Origin of the sequence: Ruminococcus sp. 210702-SL.1.03 (assembly GCF_020559915.1) — a bacterium.
Taxonomy (GTDB): domain Bacteria; phylum Bacillota; class Clostridia; order Oscillospirales; family Ruminococcaceae; genus YE71.
This window is the reverse complement of sequence record NZ_JAJCLZ010000008.1, coordinates 18,946-37,189: the sequence shown is the minus strand read 5'-3', so window position 1 is coordinate 37,189 and position 18,244 is coordinate 18,946. Positions and strand designations below refer to the sequence as shown.

The 18,244-nt window shown below is 50.7% G+C and carries 15 protein-coding genes; 11 read left to right on the top strand and 4 right to left on the bottom strand.

The window, feature by feature from the left end:
• Positions 1 to 314 precede the first annotated feature (314 nt).
• Complete coding sequence (locus tag LI114_RS05975) at positions 315 to 1,169, top strand: AraC family transcriptional regulator (RefSeq protein WP_227219887.1); 855 nt, start codon at positions 315 to 317, stop codon at positions 1,167 to 1,169.
• A 52-nt stretch (positions 1,170 to 1,221) separates the two neighbouring features.
• Here the strand turns inward: LI114_RS05975 and LI114_RS05970 are convergent, their stop codons facing one another.
• Both LI114_RS05970 and LI114_RS05965 read right to left on the bottom strand, forming a co-directional pair.
• Complete coding sequence (locus tag LI114_RS05970) at positions 1,222 to 2,451, bottom strand: cation:proton antiporter (RefSeq protein WP_227219886.1); 1,230 nt, start codon at positions 2,449 to 2,451, stop codon at positions 1,222 to 1,224.
• A 20-nt stretch (positions 2,452 to 2,471) separates the two neighbouring features.
• The gene (locus tag LI114_RS05965; protein ID WP_022128092.1) at positions 2,472 to 2,993 is read right to left on the bottom strand and encodes a GtrA family protein; all 522 of its coding nucleotides are present in this window, start codon (positions 2,991 to 2,993) and stop codon (positions 2,472 to 2,474) included.
• 283 nt (positions 2,994 to 3,276) lie between these two features.
• Between LI114_RS05965 and LI114_RS05960 the strand changes: the two genes are divergently transcribed.
• The 8 genes from LI114_RS05960 (at position 3,277) to LI114_RS05925 (ending at position 14,691) form a co-directional block, all read left to right on the top strand.
• Entirely contained in the window at positions 3,277 to 4,539 is a 1,263-nt protein-coding gene (locus LI114_RS05960) for a hemolysin family protein (RefSeq protein ID WP_227219885.1), read from the top strand.
• A 4-nt stretch (positions 4,540 to 4,543) separates the two neighbouring features.
• Positions 4,544 to 5,044 (top strand): hypothetical protein, encoded by a 501-nt coding sequence (locus LI114_RS05955; protein ID WP_227219884.1) that lies wholly within the window; start codon positions 4,544 to 4,546, stop codon positions 5,042 to 5,044.
• Positions 5,045 to 5,063: 19 nt separating this feature from the next.
• Positions 5,064 to 5,669 (top strand): TIGR04100 family radical SAM protein, encoded by a 606-nt coding sequence (locus tag LI114_RS05950; RefSeq protein WP_227219883.1) that lies wholly within the window; start codon positions 5,064 to 5,066, stop codon positions 5,667 to 5,669.
• A 221-nt stretch (positions 5,670 to 5,890) separates the two neighbouring features.
• Positions 5,891 to 7,702: an RNA polymerase sigma factor gene (locus LI114_RS05945; RefSeq protein WP_227219882.1), complete on the top strand. Its 1,812-nt coding sequence runs from the start codon at positions 5,891 to 5,893 to the stop codon at positions 7,700 to 7,702.
• A 143-nt stretch (positions 7,703 to 7,845) separates the two neighbouring features.
• Positions 7,846 to 8,931, top strand: coding sequence for a pyridoxal phosphate-dependent aminotransferase (locus LI114_RS05940; protein ID WP_227219881.1), 1,086 nt, complete (start codon positions 7,846 to 7,848; stop codon positions 8,929 to 8,931).
• A 26-nt stretch (positions 8,932 to 8,957) separates the two neighbouring features.
• Entirely contained in the window at positions 8,958 to 10,124 is a 1,167-nt protein-coding gene (locus LI114_RS05935) for a glycoside hydrolase family 5 protein (RefSeq protein WP_227219880.1), read from the top strand.
• 210 nt (positions 10,125 to 10,334) lie between these two features.
• Positions 10,335 to 13,817: a DUF4982 domain-containing protein gene (locus LI114_RS05930; protein ID WP_227219879.1), complete on the top strand. Its 3,483-nt coding sequence runs from the start codon at positions 10,335 to 10,337 to the stop codon at positions 13,815 to 13,817.
• A gap of 361 nt (positions 13,818 to 14,178) precedes the next feature.
• Positions 14,179 to 14,691: a hypothetical protein gene (locus LI114_RS05925; protein WP_227219878.1), complete on the top strand. Its 513-nt coding sequence runs from the start codon at positions 14,179 to 14,181 to the stop codon at positions 14,689 to 14,691.
• A 60-nt stretch (positions 14,692 to 14,751) separates the two neighbouring features.
• On the opposite strand, the gene LI114_RS05920 is transcribed toward LI114_RS05925, so the two are convergent.
• On the bottom strand, positions 14,752 to 15,303 hold the full coding sequence (locus LI114_RS05920) for a histidine phosphatase family protein (RefSeq protein ID WP_227219877.1): 552 nt from the start codon (positions 15,301 to 15,303) through the stop codon (positions 14,752 to 14,754).
• A 714-nt stretch (positions 15,304 to 16,017) separates the two neighbouring features.
• Between LI114_RS05920 and LI114_RS05915 the strand changes: the two genes are divergently transcribed.
• Positions 16,018 to 16,209: a DUF6019 family protein gene (locus tag LI114_RS05915; RefSeq protein ID WP_227219876.1), complete on the top strand. Its 192-nt coding sequence runs from the start codon at positions 16,018 to 16,020 to the stop codon at positions 16,207 to 16,209.
• 202 nt (positions 16,210 to 16,411) lie between these two features.
• On the top strand, positions 16,412 to 17,539 hold the full coding sequence (locus LI114_RS05910; protein ID WP_227219875.1) for a helix-turn-helix domain-containing protein: 1,128 nt from the start codon (positions 16,412 to 16,414) through the stop codon (positions 17,537 to 17,539).
• A gap of 134 nt (positions 17,540 to 17,673) precedes the next feature.
• On the opposite strand, the gene pdxT is transcribed toward LI114_RS05910, so the two are convergent.
• On the bottom strand, positions 17,674 to 18,243 hold the full coding sequence (gene pdxT / locus LI114_RS05905; RefSeq protein WP_227219874.1) for a pyridoxal 5'-phosphate synthase glutaminase subunit PdxT: 570 nt from the start codon (positions 18,241 to 18,243) through the stop codon (positions 17,674 to 17,676).
• Between the last annotated feature and the right edge of the window lies 1 nt (position 18,244).

The following is an 18,244-nucleotide window of genomic DNA, read 5'->3' as shown; positions in this document are numbered from 1 at the left end:
ATATTTGCTCCCTCCGTTAAAATCCCAAATGCTTAAGGCAAGACCGCACAAGGATTGCGCGTAAGATGCGCAGTCAGATTTTTAGTCAGATTGTATAGAAACGACGCAGGCATACTAGCGTATGGTAAGGAGTTTCTGTGCAATATGACGGAAAATATGCAAGCAGATTGCGTGCAAAGCCGCTAGGCGGTCATTGTGCGGTCTTGCCTTAACCGTATTATAATCTAATATGCAGATTTTTTCAAGAATTTTGTTTACCGATTATAGACATTTATTAACCTGTGTGGTATAATCATATACAGAGGTGAAATGCGATGATAGCAAAATACGAACAAAGCGTGCTTTCGGGAAAATTGCAGGCGGCGGTGCAGAGGTACGGCGGTCTGCAAAATCTGCCGCACTGGCATATTGAGAGCGAGCTTATCTACGCCGAGAGCGGCTGTGCCGAGGTAATGGCGGAAAATACAGTGTATCAGCTTACCGAGGGGCGGTGCATTTTCGTGCGCGGCGGGGCTGTGCATTACATAAAGGCGGAGGCCGAAAGCGTGCTGACTGTGATGAAAATAAAGTCAGAGCTGATAGCTTCGGTAGCTGGCGAGCGCGCGCCCGTATGCCCCCTGCTGGAAAACAGTTATCCGATAGCGGAAACTGCCGAGAGGATACGCCGAGAGATCTCGGCAGGCGAAAAATACCATGAAGCCGTCTGCACGGGGCTTGCGATGGCGCTTGTGGCGGAGATATTTCGCGGCGAAAAAACGCAGGAAGCGGGCAAGCTGGGCGAAAGCACGGCGTACAAAGACCTGCTGAGCCTTATCTCAGAGCGCTGCGCGGACATGACCTTTGACGAAGCGGCGGAGTTCATGTGTTTCAGCAAGCCGTATTTCTCAAAATATTTCCGCAAGATGTCGGGCATGACATTTTCGGAATACCTGAACATAGTGCGGGTGAGCGCGGCGGTAAAAATGCTCTCGCGCGGGAACATGGCTATCGGCGAAGCGGCGCTGGCGGCAGGTTTCGGCACTATACGCAGTTTCAACCGCGTGTTCAAGCAGCTTACGGGATACACCCCGCGCGAGCTGCCGAAAGAGCAGATATTTATCGAAAGCGGGATGTCGGCTATCGAAAAAGGCTTCGACCCAACGCTGGGGGTAACTCGGGTGCTGGGCTGAAACAAAAAGCAGACCGCTCCATCTGAAACGATCTGCCTGATATAGTTTAAAATTACGCCTGTGCAGGCTCTGCCGCGTGCTTGTCGTGGAAAACAAGTTTCAGCAGTATCGGGGTAACTATGGTGGTAACTACTACCATTATGATTATCGGTGCGAAAAGCTCTTCGCTTATCAGACCGTTCGCCGAACCTTTGTTGGCGACTATAAGCGCTACCTCGCCGCGCGAGATCATGCCCACGCCTATCTGCACGCTTTCCTTATTGGTGTATCTGCATATCTTTGCGCCCAGACCGCAGCCGATTATCTTTGTGAGAACGGCTATAACGGTGAGCAGTATGGTGAAGGCTATCATAGAGCCGCTCATGCTGATATTTGTCATCGAAAGACCGATGCTCGCGAAGAATACGGGCGAAAGCAGCATATATGATACCGTTTCAAACTTGGTGGAGGTGTAGCTGGTAGTCGGCATACCCGAAAGCGCCAGACCTGCTACGAACGCGCCTGTGATGTCCGCTACGCTGAAAAATTCCTCAGCTATCCACGAAAGCAGCAGGCAGAATACGAAACAGACAACTGTGTGGCGGCGAAGGTCTTTCTTATCATGCGCGCGCCATTTGAAGAATACGATGTGGAAGAGCACTGCCGAGAGAACAGCTACCGCGAAGAAGCCGAGTATTTTGAGCAGTACTATGCCGATAGAGCCGCCGTCCTCGCCGCTGCCGCCGCCGGCAGACATTATTATGGTGAGGGCTACTATGCCCAGTATATCGTCGATCACTGCCGCGCCGAGTATAGCGCTGCCCGCACGGGTCTTTAGCTTGCCAAGCTCTTTGAGCGTTTCTACCGTTATGCTTACAGACGTAGCGGTGAGTATTATGCCTATGAATATCTGCTGTAAGAATGCCGAAGCCATGTTGCCGGAGCTGTCGGTGCCTATGCCCCATATGCGCGAGAGCAGGTAGCCGCCGCCTATCGGCACGAGCACGCCGCACATCGCTATAACGAAAGAAGCCGCGCCGGACTTTTTAAGCTCTTTCAGGTCGGTCTCCATACCCGCTGTGAACATCAGCACTATTACGCCAAGCTCGGCGAGGGGCGTGATGAACTCGGTCTTTTGTACCAGCCCGAAGCAGGAAGGTCCCATAAGCACACCTGCCACCAGCGCGCCGACTACCTGCGGCATATTGAAGCGCTGCGTCAGCAGACCCAGCAGCTTAGTCGAAAGCAGAATAACGGCTATAAATAATATGTAGCTGTATTCATCGGTCAAAATCGTACTCATAAAAAAGGTCACCTCATGATTTAAGCAGCTTTTTTATCCCCGCGGAATACAAAAAGCTTGCTTATAATATAATTCAGGATAATGGTAACTACCGAGACCAGTATCTTCGCGAGTATATCGCCCATGCCGAGGCTGTCTACCGTGATATTGAGCAGTATGTTCTCTATCACCAGCGTCAGGAACCTGCCTGCGAAAAAGGCTGCGCACTCGCCCGCCACCGCCGCAGAGCCGTGAGCTTTTTTCTCAAACACCCATGTGCGGTTGGTAACATAAGCAAATGTCACCGCGCACACCCAAGAGATCACGTTCGCGACCTGAACGGTAAGGTTTATCTTGTGCCCAAAAAGCTGAACTTCGGGCAGCGAGATAAGTTTCACGGGTATTGCGAAAAAGATTATGCCGACCAGCGTGGTAAGTCCGCCGAAGAGCAGGTAGAGCAGTATCTCTTTATGCGCCTTATAAAAAGGCTCGAACCTTTTTAAAAAGCCGCTGCCCATCATGCGGTCAAAAATATCGGGTGCGGTATTTCTGTTATCCTCCATTTTATTTCTCCTTTTCCATTCTTTCTGAATTTTTCTGCACATTTTGCTGTTTTATTTTTTTACCTTAAAGATTATACATCAAAAAAATAAATTTTGCAAGTACAAATATTTAATTATTCCGAACAGAGATCACAAAATAGGAAAAATTCCGCCGCAAAGAGCCTTCTATATCTTGATTTTTTGCGCGCAATGTGTTATTATAAATATATGTATGTAATGCGGCATGGAAGAATATGCCGCTTACCGATAATCTCATGATCTCAAAAGGGGTAATAATTTTAAAATGAAAATAGTAGTGATATGTCTGCTTTTAGCAATATCTGCCGTATGTTCGGCTACTGAAACGGCTTTCTCAGCGGCGAACCACATACGCCTTAAAAATCTGGCGACTTCGGGCAGCAAGAGCGCGCAGAAAGCGCTGAAGATCACCGAGAATTTTGATAAGGCGCTTACGGCTATACTCATCGGCAACAACATCGTGAACATCTCCGCTTCGTCGCTGGCTACGGTGCTTTTTACCGAGCAGTTCGGCAGCGGAAGCGTGGCGGCGGCTACCCTCGTCATGACGGTGCTGGTGCTTATATTCGGCGAGATACTGCCGAAGAGTTTGGCTAAAGAAAACGCCGAGAGCTTCTCTATGCTGATGGCAGCGCCGCTTTCGGTCTGCATGACGATACTCACGCCCGCGATATGGTTCTTCTCCGCGATAAAGCGGTTCGCGACCGCCCTTCTCGGCGGTAAAAAAGAACAGCCCAGCGTTACTGAAGAAGAGCTGAAATACATAATCGACGAGATAGAAACTGAGGGCGTACTGGAAGAGCAGGAGTCTGACCTAGTGCGCTCAGCGCTCGACTTCGACGAAACATCCATCGGCGAGGTGCTCGTACCGCGCGTGAACATCGTGGGCGTAGAGATACACACCGATATGGAGCGGATAAAAGAGATATTCATGGACAACTGCTACTCGCGTATGCCTGTTTACGAAGGCACTATCGACAGCATCGTCGGCATAATACATCAGGCAGATTTCTTCAAGCTGTACCTTTCGGGCAGCAGCGAGGGTATCGAAAGCATAATGAACAAGCCTGTATTCATACCCGAGAGCAAACGCATTTCAGACGTTATGAAGCTGATGCAGAAGAAAAAGGTGCACATGGCGGTGGTCATCGACCAGTACGGCGGCACTGAGGGAATCTGCACGCTGGAGGACATAATAGAAGAGCTGGTGGGCGATATTTACGACGAGCGCGACGAGGTGGACGATTCTTTCAAGGTGCTGGGCGAAAACCGCTGGCAGGTATCGGCTGAGCTTTCGGTATCAGACTTTCTCGAAAAAGCCGACCTCGACGAAGACCTTATCGAAGCCGACTCAAATTCGCTGGGCGGCTGGGTGATAGAGAAGATAGACCGCTTTCCCGAAAACGGCGAGCGCTTGATAATAGAGCCTTTCATCGTGACGGTAAAGATGGAGGACGCGCAGCGCATAGATTCGCTGACGATAGAGCGCTCGGAAGAGCCGCCGCAGGATAACGATACGGAGGAGTAAAAAAATGCCGAAAAAGATAAAAAACAACGCCTTGCAGAAATACGAAAAGGCGAACTGCATACTCTCAGTAGTGCTGATGGCGGCGAGTCTGGGTCTTTCCATCTCGCTGATAACGCTGCTTTCAGACGTTATGAACGAAGAGAGCAAGTACGGCTGCTACGTAATAGCAGGCTGCTATCTGCTCTTCACGCTGCTGGCTCTGGCGCACTGCATACAAGGCGTGGTCACTTACAAAAATACCGAGAGCTACTCGGCGATATTCCGCTCGATAGGCTCAGGCGCAGCATTTTTCGCGGGGCTGGTAAACGCGCAGTTTATGACGGTAATGACTCTTTCGGCTATGGGCAAGACATCTGTCGCCGAAAAAGCGATAGGCAGCCGCACGATGGACGAATTTGTACGATCTCAGCGCTCGTCATGGGTGCTTCTGATATGCGCCGTAGCGCTCACTATTTTAATAGGCGCGGCGGCGGCTGTAAGACTTATAAAAGGAAAGGCTAGGTAATGTAAAAATGGAAAAGGCAATGACTATATCATACGAGATAGACGACGCGCTTTATCTCAACATAACCAACAAGTGCCCCTGCAACTGCACTTTCTGCATACGCAACAACGGCGACGGCGCTTACGGCTCTGACCCGCTTTGGCTCGAGCATCAGCCCACGCTTGAGGAGATAAAGGCAGACCTCGCAAAGCGCGACCTTGCCGCCTACCGCCAGATAGTTTTCTGCGGATACGGCGAACCTACCTGCGAGCTTGAGCTGCTGAAAGACACCGCGCGCTATATAAAGTCGGTATGTAAGACGCCGCTGCGCATAAACACCAACGGGCTTTCAGACCTCATAAACAAGCGCGATACCGCTCCCGAATTTGCGGGGCTGATAGACGTCGTCTCGATAAGCCTGAACGCGCCTACTAAGGAAGAGTACGAGGCGGTAACGCGCCCATCTTTCAAAGACGCCGACAGCTTCGGCGCTATGCTGAAATTCGCGCAGGAGGTAAAAAAGTACGTTCCGCAGGTAATGTTCACGGTGGTAGACATAATCGGCGAGGACGAGATAAAGCGCTCGCAGAAAGTAGCAGACAGCGTAGGAATACACCTGCGCGTGCGCGAAATGATAACTGATTGAGCACTTTTATAAACGATCTGTAAATGATATATTAACTTTTATATTTTACTCAACGATCCGCTTTCGCAAAGCATCTAACTTATGAGGAACGAAAAAGTGAGAGTTCCGAAACTGTGAAGTTATTTTGACAAACGCGAAAACGGGTCGTTTATTTTTGTCAGAAGACCAGTAGATCAGCCAAACGGGAAAATATTTCAACATAGGAGATTGTACATCAGCTTATGAAAAAAGAAGAGATCAAAGCCCTAGTCTTACAGGCTAAGGAAGGAAACAGGGAAGCTTTCGGCAGGCTTTACGAAGAGGTCGGCAGATCGGTGTATTTCAACTGCCTAAAGCTTATCGGCAGCGCGCAGGAAGCGCAGGACGCTGTGCAGGACACCTTCATGACGGCGCTGCTGAAACTCGGTGAGCTGAGAGAGCCTGAAAATTTCTCAGCATGGGTAAACCGCATAGCTATAAACAAATGCAGGGCGTATTTCAGAAAGCCTGCTGCGGAAGAGCTGACAGACGAAGCGCTGGAGGTGATACCCGACGAGGGGCTCATACCCGAAGAATACGCCGCCGACGTGCAGAAGCGCCGCGTCATCATGCAGATAATAGACCGCGAGCTTACCGCCGAGCAGCGCCGCAGCGTTATACTCTACTACTTCGACTCGCTTAGCGTGGAAGAGATAGCGCAGATAATGGAGTGCCCCAGCGGCACAGTAACTTCGCGCCTGAGCGCCGCCAGAAAGAAGATAAAGGAGGCGGTGCTCATTTACGAGAAAAAGACCGACGACAGGCTGCACGCGGTCCTGCCCGTACCCGTGCTCACAAGGCTGCTACTTGCGGAATCGCAGGATATGCCGCTGCCGCCGCTTTCCGTTTTCGGAGGAGATACCCCGAACGCCGATACTTCACAGAATACTCAGAACTCACAGAACTCTCACACCAATACCGTTCCCGAAAACACATCGGCAAAAGCCGTATCGGGAGGAAAAACTATGTTATCAACAGTTAAAGCAAAAGTCATCGCGGGAGTATGCGCGGCAGTGATAGTCGGCGGAGGTATAGCCGTCGCGGTAAACATGGGCGGCAAGCCCGAAAAGGCGGACGAAAAGCCCGCAGCTTCGCGCAAGGCGGAGAGCGAGGACATAGGCGCGGGAGATATTGGCGACCTTGACGACCTTGATGACATCGACGAAAAGAACGTAGAAAATGCGCTGGATAGCTTAGCCGCCGAAGAGGACGAAAGCTCTGACGAAAATTCGGCCGAGCCGCAGACTATGCCGACCGAGCCGAGCAGCGAGATAACCTCAGCCGCCATGAGTTCCGGACTTGTTCAGATAGGAAACGACATTTTTCAGCTTGGCGGCAAGATAACGGTAGCCGAACTTTACGAGCAGTATTCCGACAAGTACGATTTCGCTTACGGCGACGGCACTTACGAGGAAAATAAGGATAACCTGCTGGAGTATGACGTTGGCGGCGACAATATCATGCTCACAAATAAGCCGTGGTACACGATGTACAGGCTTACGCTAACGCCGAAGGGCAGCAGCAAGAACAGAATAGCAGTTTATCCCGTAAACCTTACCGACCCGAACGGTAAGGTGACGCTGGAAAATTCGTATGTAGCGTGGGCGGAGGAGCTTGATGACGAGTATGACGTAGGCTGCAATACGCCTGCATGGCTGCCGCACGGTCTGCTCACCCGCTTAAATCAACTCATCTATAAGCACGATGTTGACGACTGCGTGAGCGCCGAGGAGATAACTGCTGCGAACATAGCATCATTCTTCGAGCAGAACGGCATGAGTTCCGACAGCGAGATAAGCATCTCCGGCAGCTACCTTTCATATGTATACACAAAGCCGAGCGCCGAAAATGCCGGCAGATACGGCGTGAGCAGCGACGGCTCGGCGTACTGCGGAAGTATGCTCGGGAATGCCACTCCAATGGGTCTGACACCGCTCTATTCGCTGCGCATAACGATAGATCCCAATACCGATAAGATGTACAGCGCATATCTTGAGCTTGTAGACTTTATCTAAATATTATATCATCAGCGCTCCTGTGCCGAAAACGCAGGGGCGCTTTTTTGCTCGGCGTTGACATTTGGCGGCGGGTGTGATATAATTACTTTAATATAGTATACAAGTATACATGGTATGCTTATGAAAGGTCTGAATTTTACATGAGCGAGAAACTCTGGAGAAAAAATTATATAGACATAGAGCCTTACACGGCGGGCGAACAGCCGAAGAGCGACGACATAATCAAGCTCAACGCGAATGAAAGCCCATATCCGCCCTCGCCTGCTGTAAGCGAAGTTATCGCGCGGTTTAAGGCGGAGGGTCTGCGGCTGTACCCCTCTATGGACGCCGCCCTGCTGAGAAAAGCCGCCGCCGAGCGTCTTTCGGCAGAAAACGGCGTGGAGCTTACGGCGGAAAACATATTCATAGGCAACGGCTCTGACGACGTGCTGGCTACGGCTTTCCGCGCGTTTTTCAATTCGGATAAGCCTATACTTTTCCCCGACGTTACCTACTCTTTTTACCCCGTATGGTGCGAGCTGCTGAAAATACCCTATGAAACGCCCGAAGTTGACGAGCGCTTTGAGATAAATGCGGCGGACTTTTACCGCGAAAACGGCGGAGTAGTTATCCCGAACCCAAACGCCCCGACATCTATCGGCAGGGGAAAAGACTTCATCATAGACCTGCTGGAGCACAACCGCGACTGCGTAGTTATAATCGACGAAGCGTATGTAGACTTCGGCTGCTATTCGTCGGTAGAGCTTACCAAAAAGTACGAGAACCTGCTGGTAACGCAGACCTTCTCAAAGTCGCGCGCTATGGCGGGCATGAGGATAGGCATGGCGATAGGCTGCCCCGAGCTGATACAAATGCTGGGCGCGGTAAAGGACAGCTACAATTCTTACCCGATGGACAAAGTTTCGATAGAGGCAGGCGTGGCTTCGATAAACGACGACGCATACTTCCGCGAGATAGTCGGCAAGATAATGGCTACCCGCGACCGCTGCGCCGAGAGCCTGCGCGGCATGGGATTTGACGTGGCGAAAAGCTCGACAAACTTTCTCTTCGCCGAGCACAAGAGCCTTTCAGCAAAGGAGATATTCGGCTACCTGCGCGAGAACGGCATATATGTGCGCTACTGGAACAAGCCGAAGATAGGCAACCGCCTGCGCATAACCGTAGGCACTGACGAACAGATGGGCAAAATGCTGGCGCTGCTGGACAAAATGCCGGGCATACGCTGAGCGAAAGCACGGAAGGAATCATCACAATGGCTGTAATGAAAAGAATAATGGCGGCTGCGGCTGCCGCAGCGCTCTGCGCTTCGATGGCTGCCTGCGGAAGCAAAAATGAAAGCTCATCGAACGGCGGCGATAAGAAGACCGAAAGCGGCTCTGCGGGCACTATGCGCGACATAAGCTCGATGGATCTGGTAAAAGAGATGAAGCTGGGCTACAATCTCGGCAACTCGCTCGACGTATGCAACGCCGACCGCGACGGCGACGGAGTTGCGAACGAAACGGCTGACAAGGTAGACGAAACGCTTTGGGGCAACCCCACCGTTACCAAAGAACAGCTGGAGTTCGTGAAAAACTCGGGCTTCGACTCGGTGCGCATACCCGTTACCTGGCGCGACCACATGAACGACGAATACGTTATCGACGCTGACTGGATGGACAGAGTGCAGGAGGTAGTTGACTACGCCTACGACCTCGATATGTACGTTATCATAAACATTCACCATGATGGCGGCGGCGACCCCGATTTCGGCGCGTGGGTAAGAAACGCTTCGACAGACTACGAGGGCGTGGAAGCGAAATATGTGAAAGTTTGGGAGCAGATCTGCGACCGCTTTAAGAACTACGGCGACAAGCTGATATTTGAGTCGATGAACGAGGTCGGCTTTGACGATATGGCTGAGGACGCGGCCTACGAAACGCTCAATAAGCTCAACCAGAAATTTGTAGACACCGTGCGCGCTTCCGGCGGCAACAACGATAAGCGCCACCTGCTGATAGCGGGCTACTGGACGGATATAGAGCGCACCTGCAATGAGAAATACAAGCTGCCTAGCGACCCCGCCGACCGCTGCATAGTTTCGGTGCACTACTACACCCCTTGGGAATTCTGCACCACCACCAATCAGCACGACTGGGGCACTGAAGCTGAGGTAAGCCTTATGAAGTCGAAAGTCGAGCAGCTAAAGACCACTTTTGTCGATAAGGGCATACCCGTTATAGTCGGCGAATACGGCACCTGCTACGGCAACGACGAAGCTTCGCGCGTGAAATTCTGCGAAGACTTCGTAAGCTTCTGCACCGAAGCAGGCATACCCACCTACATATGGGACGACGGCGGGCTTTTCCTCCGCGCCGATATGAAGTGGCAAAACGAGGACATCATAAACGGCATAAAGAAAGCCGCGGGCGTAGAGTAAACGCCATCTTCCGAAACGCATATGAACACTGCCGCGCAGACCGAAAAAGATCTGCGCGGTTTTTTTATAAAAAATTCGCACGGATATTCATATCTTTATAAAATATCAATATCGTTTATTGACTTGACAGCTAAATGCTGATACAATATAAGTAACGTAAATACAGAAAATATTTGCATACTCATGATATAATGAAAGGAAATTTTTGATATGGACTTTTGCGAAACTTATTCAAACCGCGAGCTTTTTTGCAGCGGCTGGGAATTTTACAAAGCCCCGCTCGGCGCTGAGTATTCGGCAGATATGCCCTTCGCCCACACCGACATTCCGCACGACTGGCTGATATACGACACCAACGCCCTCTACGAGGACTCTACAGGCTGGTACAGAAAGCGCTTTACATACGCAAAAAAAGAGGGCGTGCGCACATACATACGCTTCGACGGCGTGTATATGGACAGCACCGTTTATGTAAACGGCGAAAAGGCGGGCGAGTGGAAATACGGCTACTCGGCTTTTCAGTTCGATATTACCGAGCTGATGCGCGGCGGCGAAAATGAGATAACCGTGCGCGCAGACCACCGTTCGCCAAACTCGCGCTGGTACTCGGGCGCGGGAATTTTCCGCAAAGTATGGCTCTGCGAAAGCTCAGAGGTGCGCTTTGGCAACGACGGAATATACATCACAACCGAAAAGCGCGGCAGCGAGTGGTTAACGGAAGTGACCGCCGAGATACTCCGCCCCGCAGGAACATCAGTTGCGGGCATACAGATAAAAAATACGATAATAGCGCCTGACGGCAGCGAGCAGACTTCGTACATCTCAGACATATGCGCGGCGGACGAGAGCTGCATACCGCAGGCGGTCCGCGTGAGCGGCGCGGCGTATTCGCTGACGGCGCAGAGAATGACCCTCGAAAGCCCCGCGCTTTGGGACATCGCCGACCCGCAGCAGTACGCTATGATTTCTGAGATATTCGTGAACGGCGAGTGCGTACAGCGCGTGAGCCAAAAATACGGCTACCGCACGATAGAGTTCACCACCGACAAGGGCTTTTTCTTAAACGGCAGACACGTCAAGCTGCACGGCTCGTGCGAGCACCACGACAACGGCTGTCTGGGCGCGGTATCTAACCCCGCAGCCATTCGCCGCAGATTCAAAAAGCTGCGCGAGATGGGCGTGAACGCCATAAGAACTTCGCACAATATGCCTGCGGAGGAATTTATGGACATTGCCGACGAAACGGGCATGCTGATACTCTCAGAGGGCTTCGATATGTGGGAGCGCTCAAAGACCGACTACGACTACGCAAGATTTTTTGACGAATGGGTAGATAAAGACGTGGCTTCATGGGTGCGCCGTGACAGAAACCGCCCCTCGCTGATCGGCTGGAGCATCGGCAACGAGATATTCGACACCCACGCCGACGACCGCGGACAGGAAGTAACATCGCTGCTGAAAAGGCTGGTACAGCTTCACGACCCCGCAGGCAACGGCTACGTTACCTTCGGCTCGAACTTCATGCAGTGGGAAAACGGACAAAAATGCGGCGATATACTAAAGCTCGTAGGCTATAATTACGGCGAGCGCCTTTACGCCGACCACCACGCCGCTCACCCCGACTGGATGATATACGGCAGCGAAACGGCTTCGGTAGTGCAGAGCCGCGGAATATACCACTTCCCGCTCTCTGAGATACTGCTTACCGACGATGACGAGCAGTGCTCTTCGCTGGGCAACAGCTGCACGGGCTGGGGCGCGAAAAATACCGAAGAGTGCATAATAAAAGACCGCGACGCGGAATACTGCGCGGGTCAGTTCATCTGGACAGGCTTCGACTACATCGGCGAGCCTACTCCTTACAGCACCAAAAACTCCTACTTCGGTCAATATGACACGGCGGGCTTTGCGAAAGACAGCGCATACATTTTCCGCGCCGAGTGGACTGACTGCAAGGCTGCGCCTTTCGTACACATATTCCCCTACTGGGATTTCAGCGAGGGTCTGCCGACAGACGTTCGCGTATGCTCGAATGCGCCGCGCGTAGAGCTTTTCTTTAACGGCGGCTCGCTGGGCGCTTTCGACATCGACCATACGCACGGCACAAAGCTTACGGCGGATTACGTTATCCCCTATCAAAAAGGCGAGCTGAAAGCGCTGGCTTACAACGAAAACGGCGAAGTCATAGCGGAGGACATACAGCGCTCGTTCGGCGACGCGGCTAAGCTCGAAATCATCCCCGACAAGACCGAGCTGGCGGCGGACGGCGAAGACCTTACATATCTGGAAATCTCGGCGCTGGACGAAAACGGAACATTCTGCGCCAACGCCAACGACCGCGTGAACGTAACGGTAGAGGGCGCGGGAAGGCTAATGGGCGTTGACAACGGCGACAGCACCGACTACGACCAGTACAAAGGCACTTCGCGCAGGCTTTTCTCGGGCAAGATGCTCGCGATAATCGGCTCTACCGGCGAAGCGGGCGGCATAAAGGTAACGCTGACCTCGCCCTCGCTGCCCGAAGCAGTTATCGAGCTGAAAGCCGTGCCCGCCGAGCGCATACACGGATTATCGGCGCAGCAAAGCGCTCAGCCCTGCCCGACCGAGTGCGGCAGAACTGACGAGATACCCGTGCGCAAGATAGAGCTGAGCGCTGAACGCCTTACGCTGGACCCCGAGCACCCCGAAACGCTGGTGAGATACGCCGTGCGCCCCGCGAACTCCGACTACGCGAACGAGATAGAGTTTAAGGTGACGAACGAAAAGGGCATAACCTCTAACGTCGCGGAATGCAGCGCAGGCGAAGAGGGCATTACGGTAAAGGCACGAGGCGACGGCGAATTTTGGCTGCGCGCGATGTGCAAAAACGGCACTGAGCACTGCCACATAATCTCAGTACTGCACTTCAAAGCCGAGGGCTTGGGCAGCGCGCTCACCGACCCGTACAGCTTCGTCATCGGCGGACTTTACACGCGCACGAGCGAGGGCGTTACAGGCGGCGTAAAGCGCGGAGTATGCTTTGCAAGCGGCGGCGAAACATCGTGGGCGGCTTACGACAACATCGACTTCGGCAGCGGCGCCGACACCATAAAAGTACACATTTGGGCGAACACGCTCGACCCCGTAGACATCAGCTTCTACGACGGCATACCCGGCGAGGGCGGCGAGCTGCTGGGCAGCTTCGAGTACCTAAAGCAGCCCGAGTGGATGGTATTCAAGCCCGAAACTTACAAGCTGAACAGAAAGCTGAAAGGTGTGCGCACGCTGACGATACTCACAACAAAGGGCTATCAGATAAGCGGCTTTGAATTTGAAAAGCAGGCGCGCGAGTTTGCCGAGATAAGCGCTGCGGAAGCGGACAACATCTACGGAGATAAATTTGAAGTATCTGGAAACTGCGTGCTGGGCATAGGCAACAACGTAGTGCTCGACTTTGGCGAATTTGACTTTGCCGAAGCGCCTAGCTCCCTTGTGATAAGCGGAAGATCACCGCTCGCGCTCAACAGCATACACCTTATCCTCAGCGGCGAGGACGGCGAGAAGCGCATACTCTGCGAATTCCGCGCAGACGACGCCGATAATTACACCGAGCGCAGGTTTGACCTTACAGGCGCAGCGGGCAGGCAGAAAGTTTCGTTCGCATTCCTGCCGGGCAGCAATTTCGACTTTGAGAAATTTAAGTTTGTGAAATAATATGGTATGAGAAAAGCAGTCGAGTTTGCAAGCTCGGCTGCTTTTTACGCCTTGACTTTAGGCGGTCAGGCACGGTATGGTTATGATCGGAAAGCCTGCCATATCGAAGGCGTGCGGCTGATAAAATGACGCCTTAAACCTGCCCCCTTGAAAATCGCGAGAAAATATGCTATAATACATTAGGGTAATACCGCAAAAGGACCGCCTAGCGGCTTTGCACGCGATCCTTGTGCGGTCTTGCCTTAGTAAAATGCGTGATAGTCAGTATTCCTCTACTAATAAAAATAAGTCCTTTGGGCGTAGTCTATTGCAAATGCAAAAGATCACGCCTTTTATAATTTATTTACAGGAGGGGCATATCATGCCGAAAACAAAAACACAAGGAATAGTATTTGGGATATTGATGTCATTTTTTATGGCATACGGAATGGAGGTATACAACACTTCGATAAGAATGGGCTTTAATTTGGCAAAAGGCTTGGGCTTTTCTGCCATATCATACGCCGTATTTTGGGAGGCGCTGAAAGAATCTGTATTTATGACAGTAATAGTATACATAGTATCAGACCTTATTGGCAACAGGGCGGGCGCGGCTTTTATGAAAAGGCACTGCGACCCCGAAAAGGACAACCCCTATTTTTGCCGACTGATGCGGCAGGCAGGCACGGTGCAGGTGATGTGCCCGCTGATGAGCCTTATAGCCTCGATACTTTTTCAGATAATTCTCGGCGGTATGCCGCTGACCCGCCTGCCCGCGATATGGGCGGGCACGCTCATCAAAAATTTACCCATGGCTTTTTTCTGGAATATGTTCGCCGCCGCGCCGCTGGTGCATCTGATATTCGACAAATGGAACGGCAGGGGTGAAGAGTAAGCCGCCGCAATATGCAAAAAACAGCCCGACGTTTTCCACGCCGAGCTGCATTTTATTTTGTCACACAAGCCTTTTCAGCTTGCAGTTCTCTATCCCCGCGCTCCAGAATTTTTCAAGCGGTATGTTTTTCACCTGACAGATAATGCTGCAATTCATAGCGCCGTGCCCTACTATCAGCACGTCTTTGCCCTGCTCCAGCAGCGGCTGAACGCGCTCGCGCAGGAACTCGCCGGTGCGCGCGAAAAGCTCTTCAAAGCTTTCGCCGCCCTTTGCGGGGGTGGTGTACTTCTCGGGCGACTGGAAGAGCGCGCTCACGGGGCTTTCCGTATCGTCAAAATAGCCCGTCATGCCCTCCGCTTCGCCGAAGCACATCTCCGCCAGCCTGTCGTCCGCGATGATCGGCACGCCGCGCCCGCGCAGAAGTATCTCGGCAGTTTCCCGCGCGCGTATCAGCGGCGAGCAAAAGCAAACGTCGAAATGCACGTCGGCGTACTCCGCCCGCGCCTTTTCCGCCATCTCGCGCCCCTCTGCGCTGAGGGGTATATCAGTCCTGCCCTGCAATTTTTTCAAAGCGTTCCATTCCGTCTTTCCGTGACGCATTATGTAAAGCATTTTATGCACCGTTCTTTCGCTAAAGTATAGTCTAATTATACCACAAAATTCGGGCGGACGCAAGGGCGGGCGCGCTCGGCAAAGTCAAGAGGTCTGAGAAAAGTTTATTTTTGAATTTTAGTGTTGAATATTTCGGCGCGGTGTGGTATAATGGGGGAAAGAGCAAAGGGGCGATATTGCTCGATAGATCGTAATTTTGAGGTGATAAGTATGTTAAAGAAATTAAAAGTAATATTCATTGTAATGCCGTACATAGCTATGATACTGGCACTTATTACTCTTGTAAAAAGCTTATTTTATAATTTCCATAATGATACCGTTCCAATTATCAGCATAATGATCTCTTGTGCTGTCTCACTATTCTGTATCACACTTGTTGTCGGAACCGGATTTTGTATCCGAAAGTATACAAAATCAGCTACGACCAATAGCCGGTCGCTCTGGTTCGGCATTACATTTTTATTAAACGTTGTTTTTTCAGCAGTATGTTTACTTGTTCATGAAAGCCGGCTAAAAATAATAGCAGCATACTTTTTGATAACGTCTTTGTCATTAGCATTATCATTTGTTTTTGGGAAGATCAATATACATTCCGATTTATCTAATAGCCATACCGATATATAGCATTGAAAATTTCGGCGCGGTGTGGTATAATGGGGAAAAGAGCAAAGGGGCAGTATTGCTCGATAGATCGTAATTTGGAGAGGTAATGAAATGTTTGAAGAATTAGGAATTAGTTTTGGCACAGCACTGATCGTTATACTTGCATTATATTTTATAATTAAGTGGGCTGTCAAAAATGGAATAAAAGAAGCCTATAGGGATATTATAGGAAAAGTCACTGCCGAAGATATTGAGGCTGAACAAATATGTAATGAACAAGGTCTTAATGAAGATGAGGAATAGATAAATCCCGTTTTATCTAACACCCATACCTAGATAGCTAGCATTGAAAATTCCGATGCGTCCAAGTGGGATAGTGCCCGCTTGGACGTTTTTTTAAACAACGCTCCGTTTAGCATGAAACAACGAATTGATAATTGACTTGGGTTTACCTCTATGCTATAATTAACGTACACCGGTGATAAAATAATACGGAGGTATTAAAATGCAAGTGAAAATTGGTGAGAAAATAAAAGATCTGCGAAAGGCGACGGGAAGAAAACAAGAGGATCTGGCAAATGCTTTAGGCGTTACGCCGCAAGCCGTTTCAAGGTGGGAAGCAAATGGCGGTTATCCGGATATGGAGATGATACCATCTATCGCCAACTATTTTCATATATCGATCGATGAGTTGTTTGGCTATAACAATGACAGGAACAAAATAATTCAGAGATATAATGATGAGGCTCAGCAGATGCTAAATAATAGCGATGATATGACCGAGTGTATCGCACTAATGCGCAGAGGGCTCGAAGAGTTTCCGGACAGAGCGGACTTTAAGACGAAGCTTGCCTGTGCCTTACATAAGCAAGGATGGAAGAACAAAGGCGAACTGCCGAATATATTTTGGGAGGAAGCCGCTAAACTGTATGAGGAATTATTGCCGCATGACCGATCGTGTATCATTCCGTTATTATCCGTATATTCCAGCCTTGGTAAATATGAAAAAGCCGAGCAGAAAGCGTCAGAACAGCCCGACCTTGAATTGTGCAGACAAGTTTTGCTGGGCAACTTGGGAAGCATCGGCAGCATAAATGATTATAAAAGGGCTGAACAATATCGCGGGAACGCAGTGCTGGAACTGCTTCATGCTTTTCAAAAATCACTGGACGAAGCGATAGTGTGTAATGATGAATTGAATAATAGTCGGGACGGACTAGAGCTTCTTTTATTGACTCGAAAGTTGTTTGAGAAAATACTGGGTACTGAATGTTACGGATTTCACAGCGACTTATGTTTTATAGATATGGAATGTGTAAAGATCGCAAATAATATCGGAGATCATGAAGCCGCAATGGGCTGTTTTGATTCAGCGTTTGAGCAATATATAAAATTTGAACAGTGGAAAAACGGGAAAATCAGAAAATGGGAAGAACGGAATGACGAGAGCACAAATGATGGGAATAGCGATGAGCATTTTACTTCATCGCTGTTGAGATCTGTAGATCCTTCAGGTCATAAAGTAACTGTATGCGAGCCGAGCTTTTTGAAAAAAACTGTAGCTTCTTTTCCGGAGGAGGAAAAAAAGCTGCTCACAGAAAACCCAAAGTACGCTTGCATATTTGAGCAATGATCTTACACGTTCAGTAAACAGTAAACAGTAAAGACCTGTTCTTTTGTTAATCAGCTTACGGTTCAACCGGAATAAAAACCAAAAAGAGGACTGAGCGCTATGCACACTCAGTCCTCTTTAATATCTGCAATTTTTCAGACCTTGCCCGCCACCATGTCGAGAAAATACTTGTGTACCGTAAGGTCTTCGTTCAGCTCAGGATGAAAAGCCGCCGCAAGGCAGTTTTTGTACCGCGCCGCTGCCGCTTTGCCGTCTACCTCAGCCAGTTTTTCGCAGCCGCCGATGTCCGCTATGTACGGCGCGCGGATAAACGTCATGGGTATCACGCTGCCCGCAAACTCGCTCTCGGTGTAAAAGCTGCCTAGCTGTCTGCCGTAGGCGTTGCGCTTTACCGTCATGGGCATGGCGCTGAAATAGTGCTCGCTGTCATTTTCGAGCTTATCTGCCAAAAGTATCATGCCTGCGCAGGTGCCGAATATAGGCAGACCGCCGCTTATCAGCTTGTTCAGCGGCTCGAAAAGCCCCAGATCTCTCAGCAGTTTGCCCTGCACCGTGCTCTCGCCGCCGGGTATTATCAGCCCGTCGAAGCTGCGGTCTATATCTGCAAGCTGGCGTATCTCGAAATGCTCCGCGCCAAGCTGATCGAGCATTTTTTCATGCTCGGCAAACGCGCCCTGCAGCGCAAGTACCGCTATAACGCTCATT

Coding starts and splice junctions, on each gene's coding strand:
- LI114_RS05975 (WP_227219887.1), top strand. CDS start 315: ATGATAGCAAAATACGAACAAAGCGTGCTTTCGGGAAAATTGCAGGCG.
- LI114_RS05970 (WP_227219886.1), bottom strand. CDS start 2,451: ATGAGTACGATTTTGACCGATGAATACAGCTACATATTATTTATAGCC.
- LI114_RS05965 (WP_022128092.1), bottom strand. CDS start 2,993: ATGGAGGATAACAGAAATACCGCACCCGATATTTTTGACCGCATGATG.
- LI114_RS05960 (WP_227219885.1), top strand. CDS start 3,277: ATGAAAATAGTAGTGATATGTCTGCTTTTAGCAATATCTGCCGTATGT.
- LI114_RS05955 (WP_227219884.1), top strand. CDS start 4,544: ATGCCGAAAAAGATAAAAAACAACGCCTTGCAGAAATACGAAAAGGCG.
- LI114_RS05950 (WP_227219883.1), top strand. CDS start 5,064: ATGACTATATCATACGAGATAGACGACGCGCTTTATCTCAACATAACC.
- LI114_RS05945 (WP_227219882.1), top strand. CDS start 5,891: ATGAAAAAAGAAGAGATCAAAGCCCTAGTCTTACAGGCTAAGGAAGGA.
- LI114_RS05940 (WP_227219881.1), top strand. CDS start 7,846: ATGAGCGAGAAACTCTGGAGAAAAAATTATATAGACATAGAGCCTTAC.
- LI114_RS05935 (WP_227219880.1), top strand. CDS start 8,958: ATGGCTGTAATGAAAAGAATAATGGCGGCTGCGGCTGCCGCAGCGCTC.
- LI114_RS05930 (WP_227219879.1), top strand. CDS start 10,335: ATGGACTTTTGCGAAACTTATTCAAACCGCGAGCTTTTTTGCAGCGGC.
- LI114_RS05925 (WP_227219878.1), top strand. CDS start 14,179: ATGCCGAAAACAAAAACACAAGGAATAGTATTTGGGATATTGATGTCA.
- LI114_RS05920 (WP_227219877.1), bottom strand. CDS start 15,303: ATGCTTTACATAATGCGTCACGGAAAGACGGAATGGAACGCTTTGAAA.
- LI114_RS05915 (WP_227219876.1), top strand. CDS start 16,018: ATGTTTGAAGAATTAGGAATTAGTTTTGGCACAGCACTGATCGTTATA.
- LI114_RS05910 (WP_227219875.1), top strand. CDS start 16,412: ATGCAAGTGAAAATTGGTGAGAAAATAAAAGATCTGCGAAAGGCGACG.
- pdxT (WP_227219874.1), bottom strand. CDS start 18,243: ATGAGCGTTATAGCGGTACTTGCGCTGCAGGGCGCGTTTGCCGAGCAT.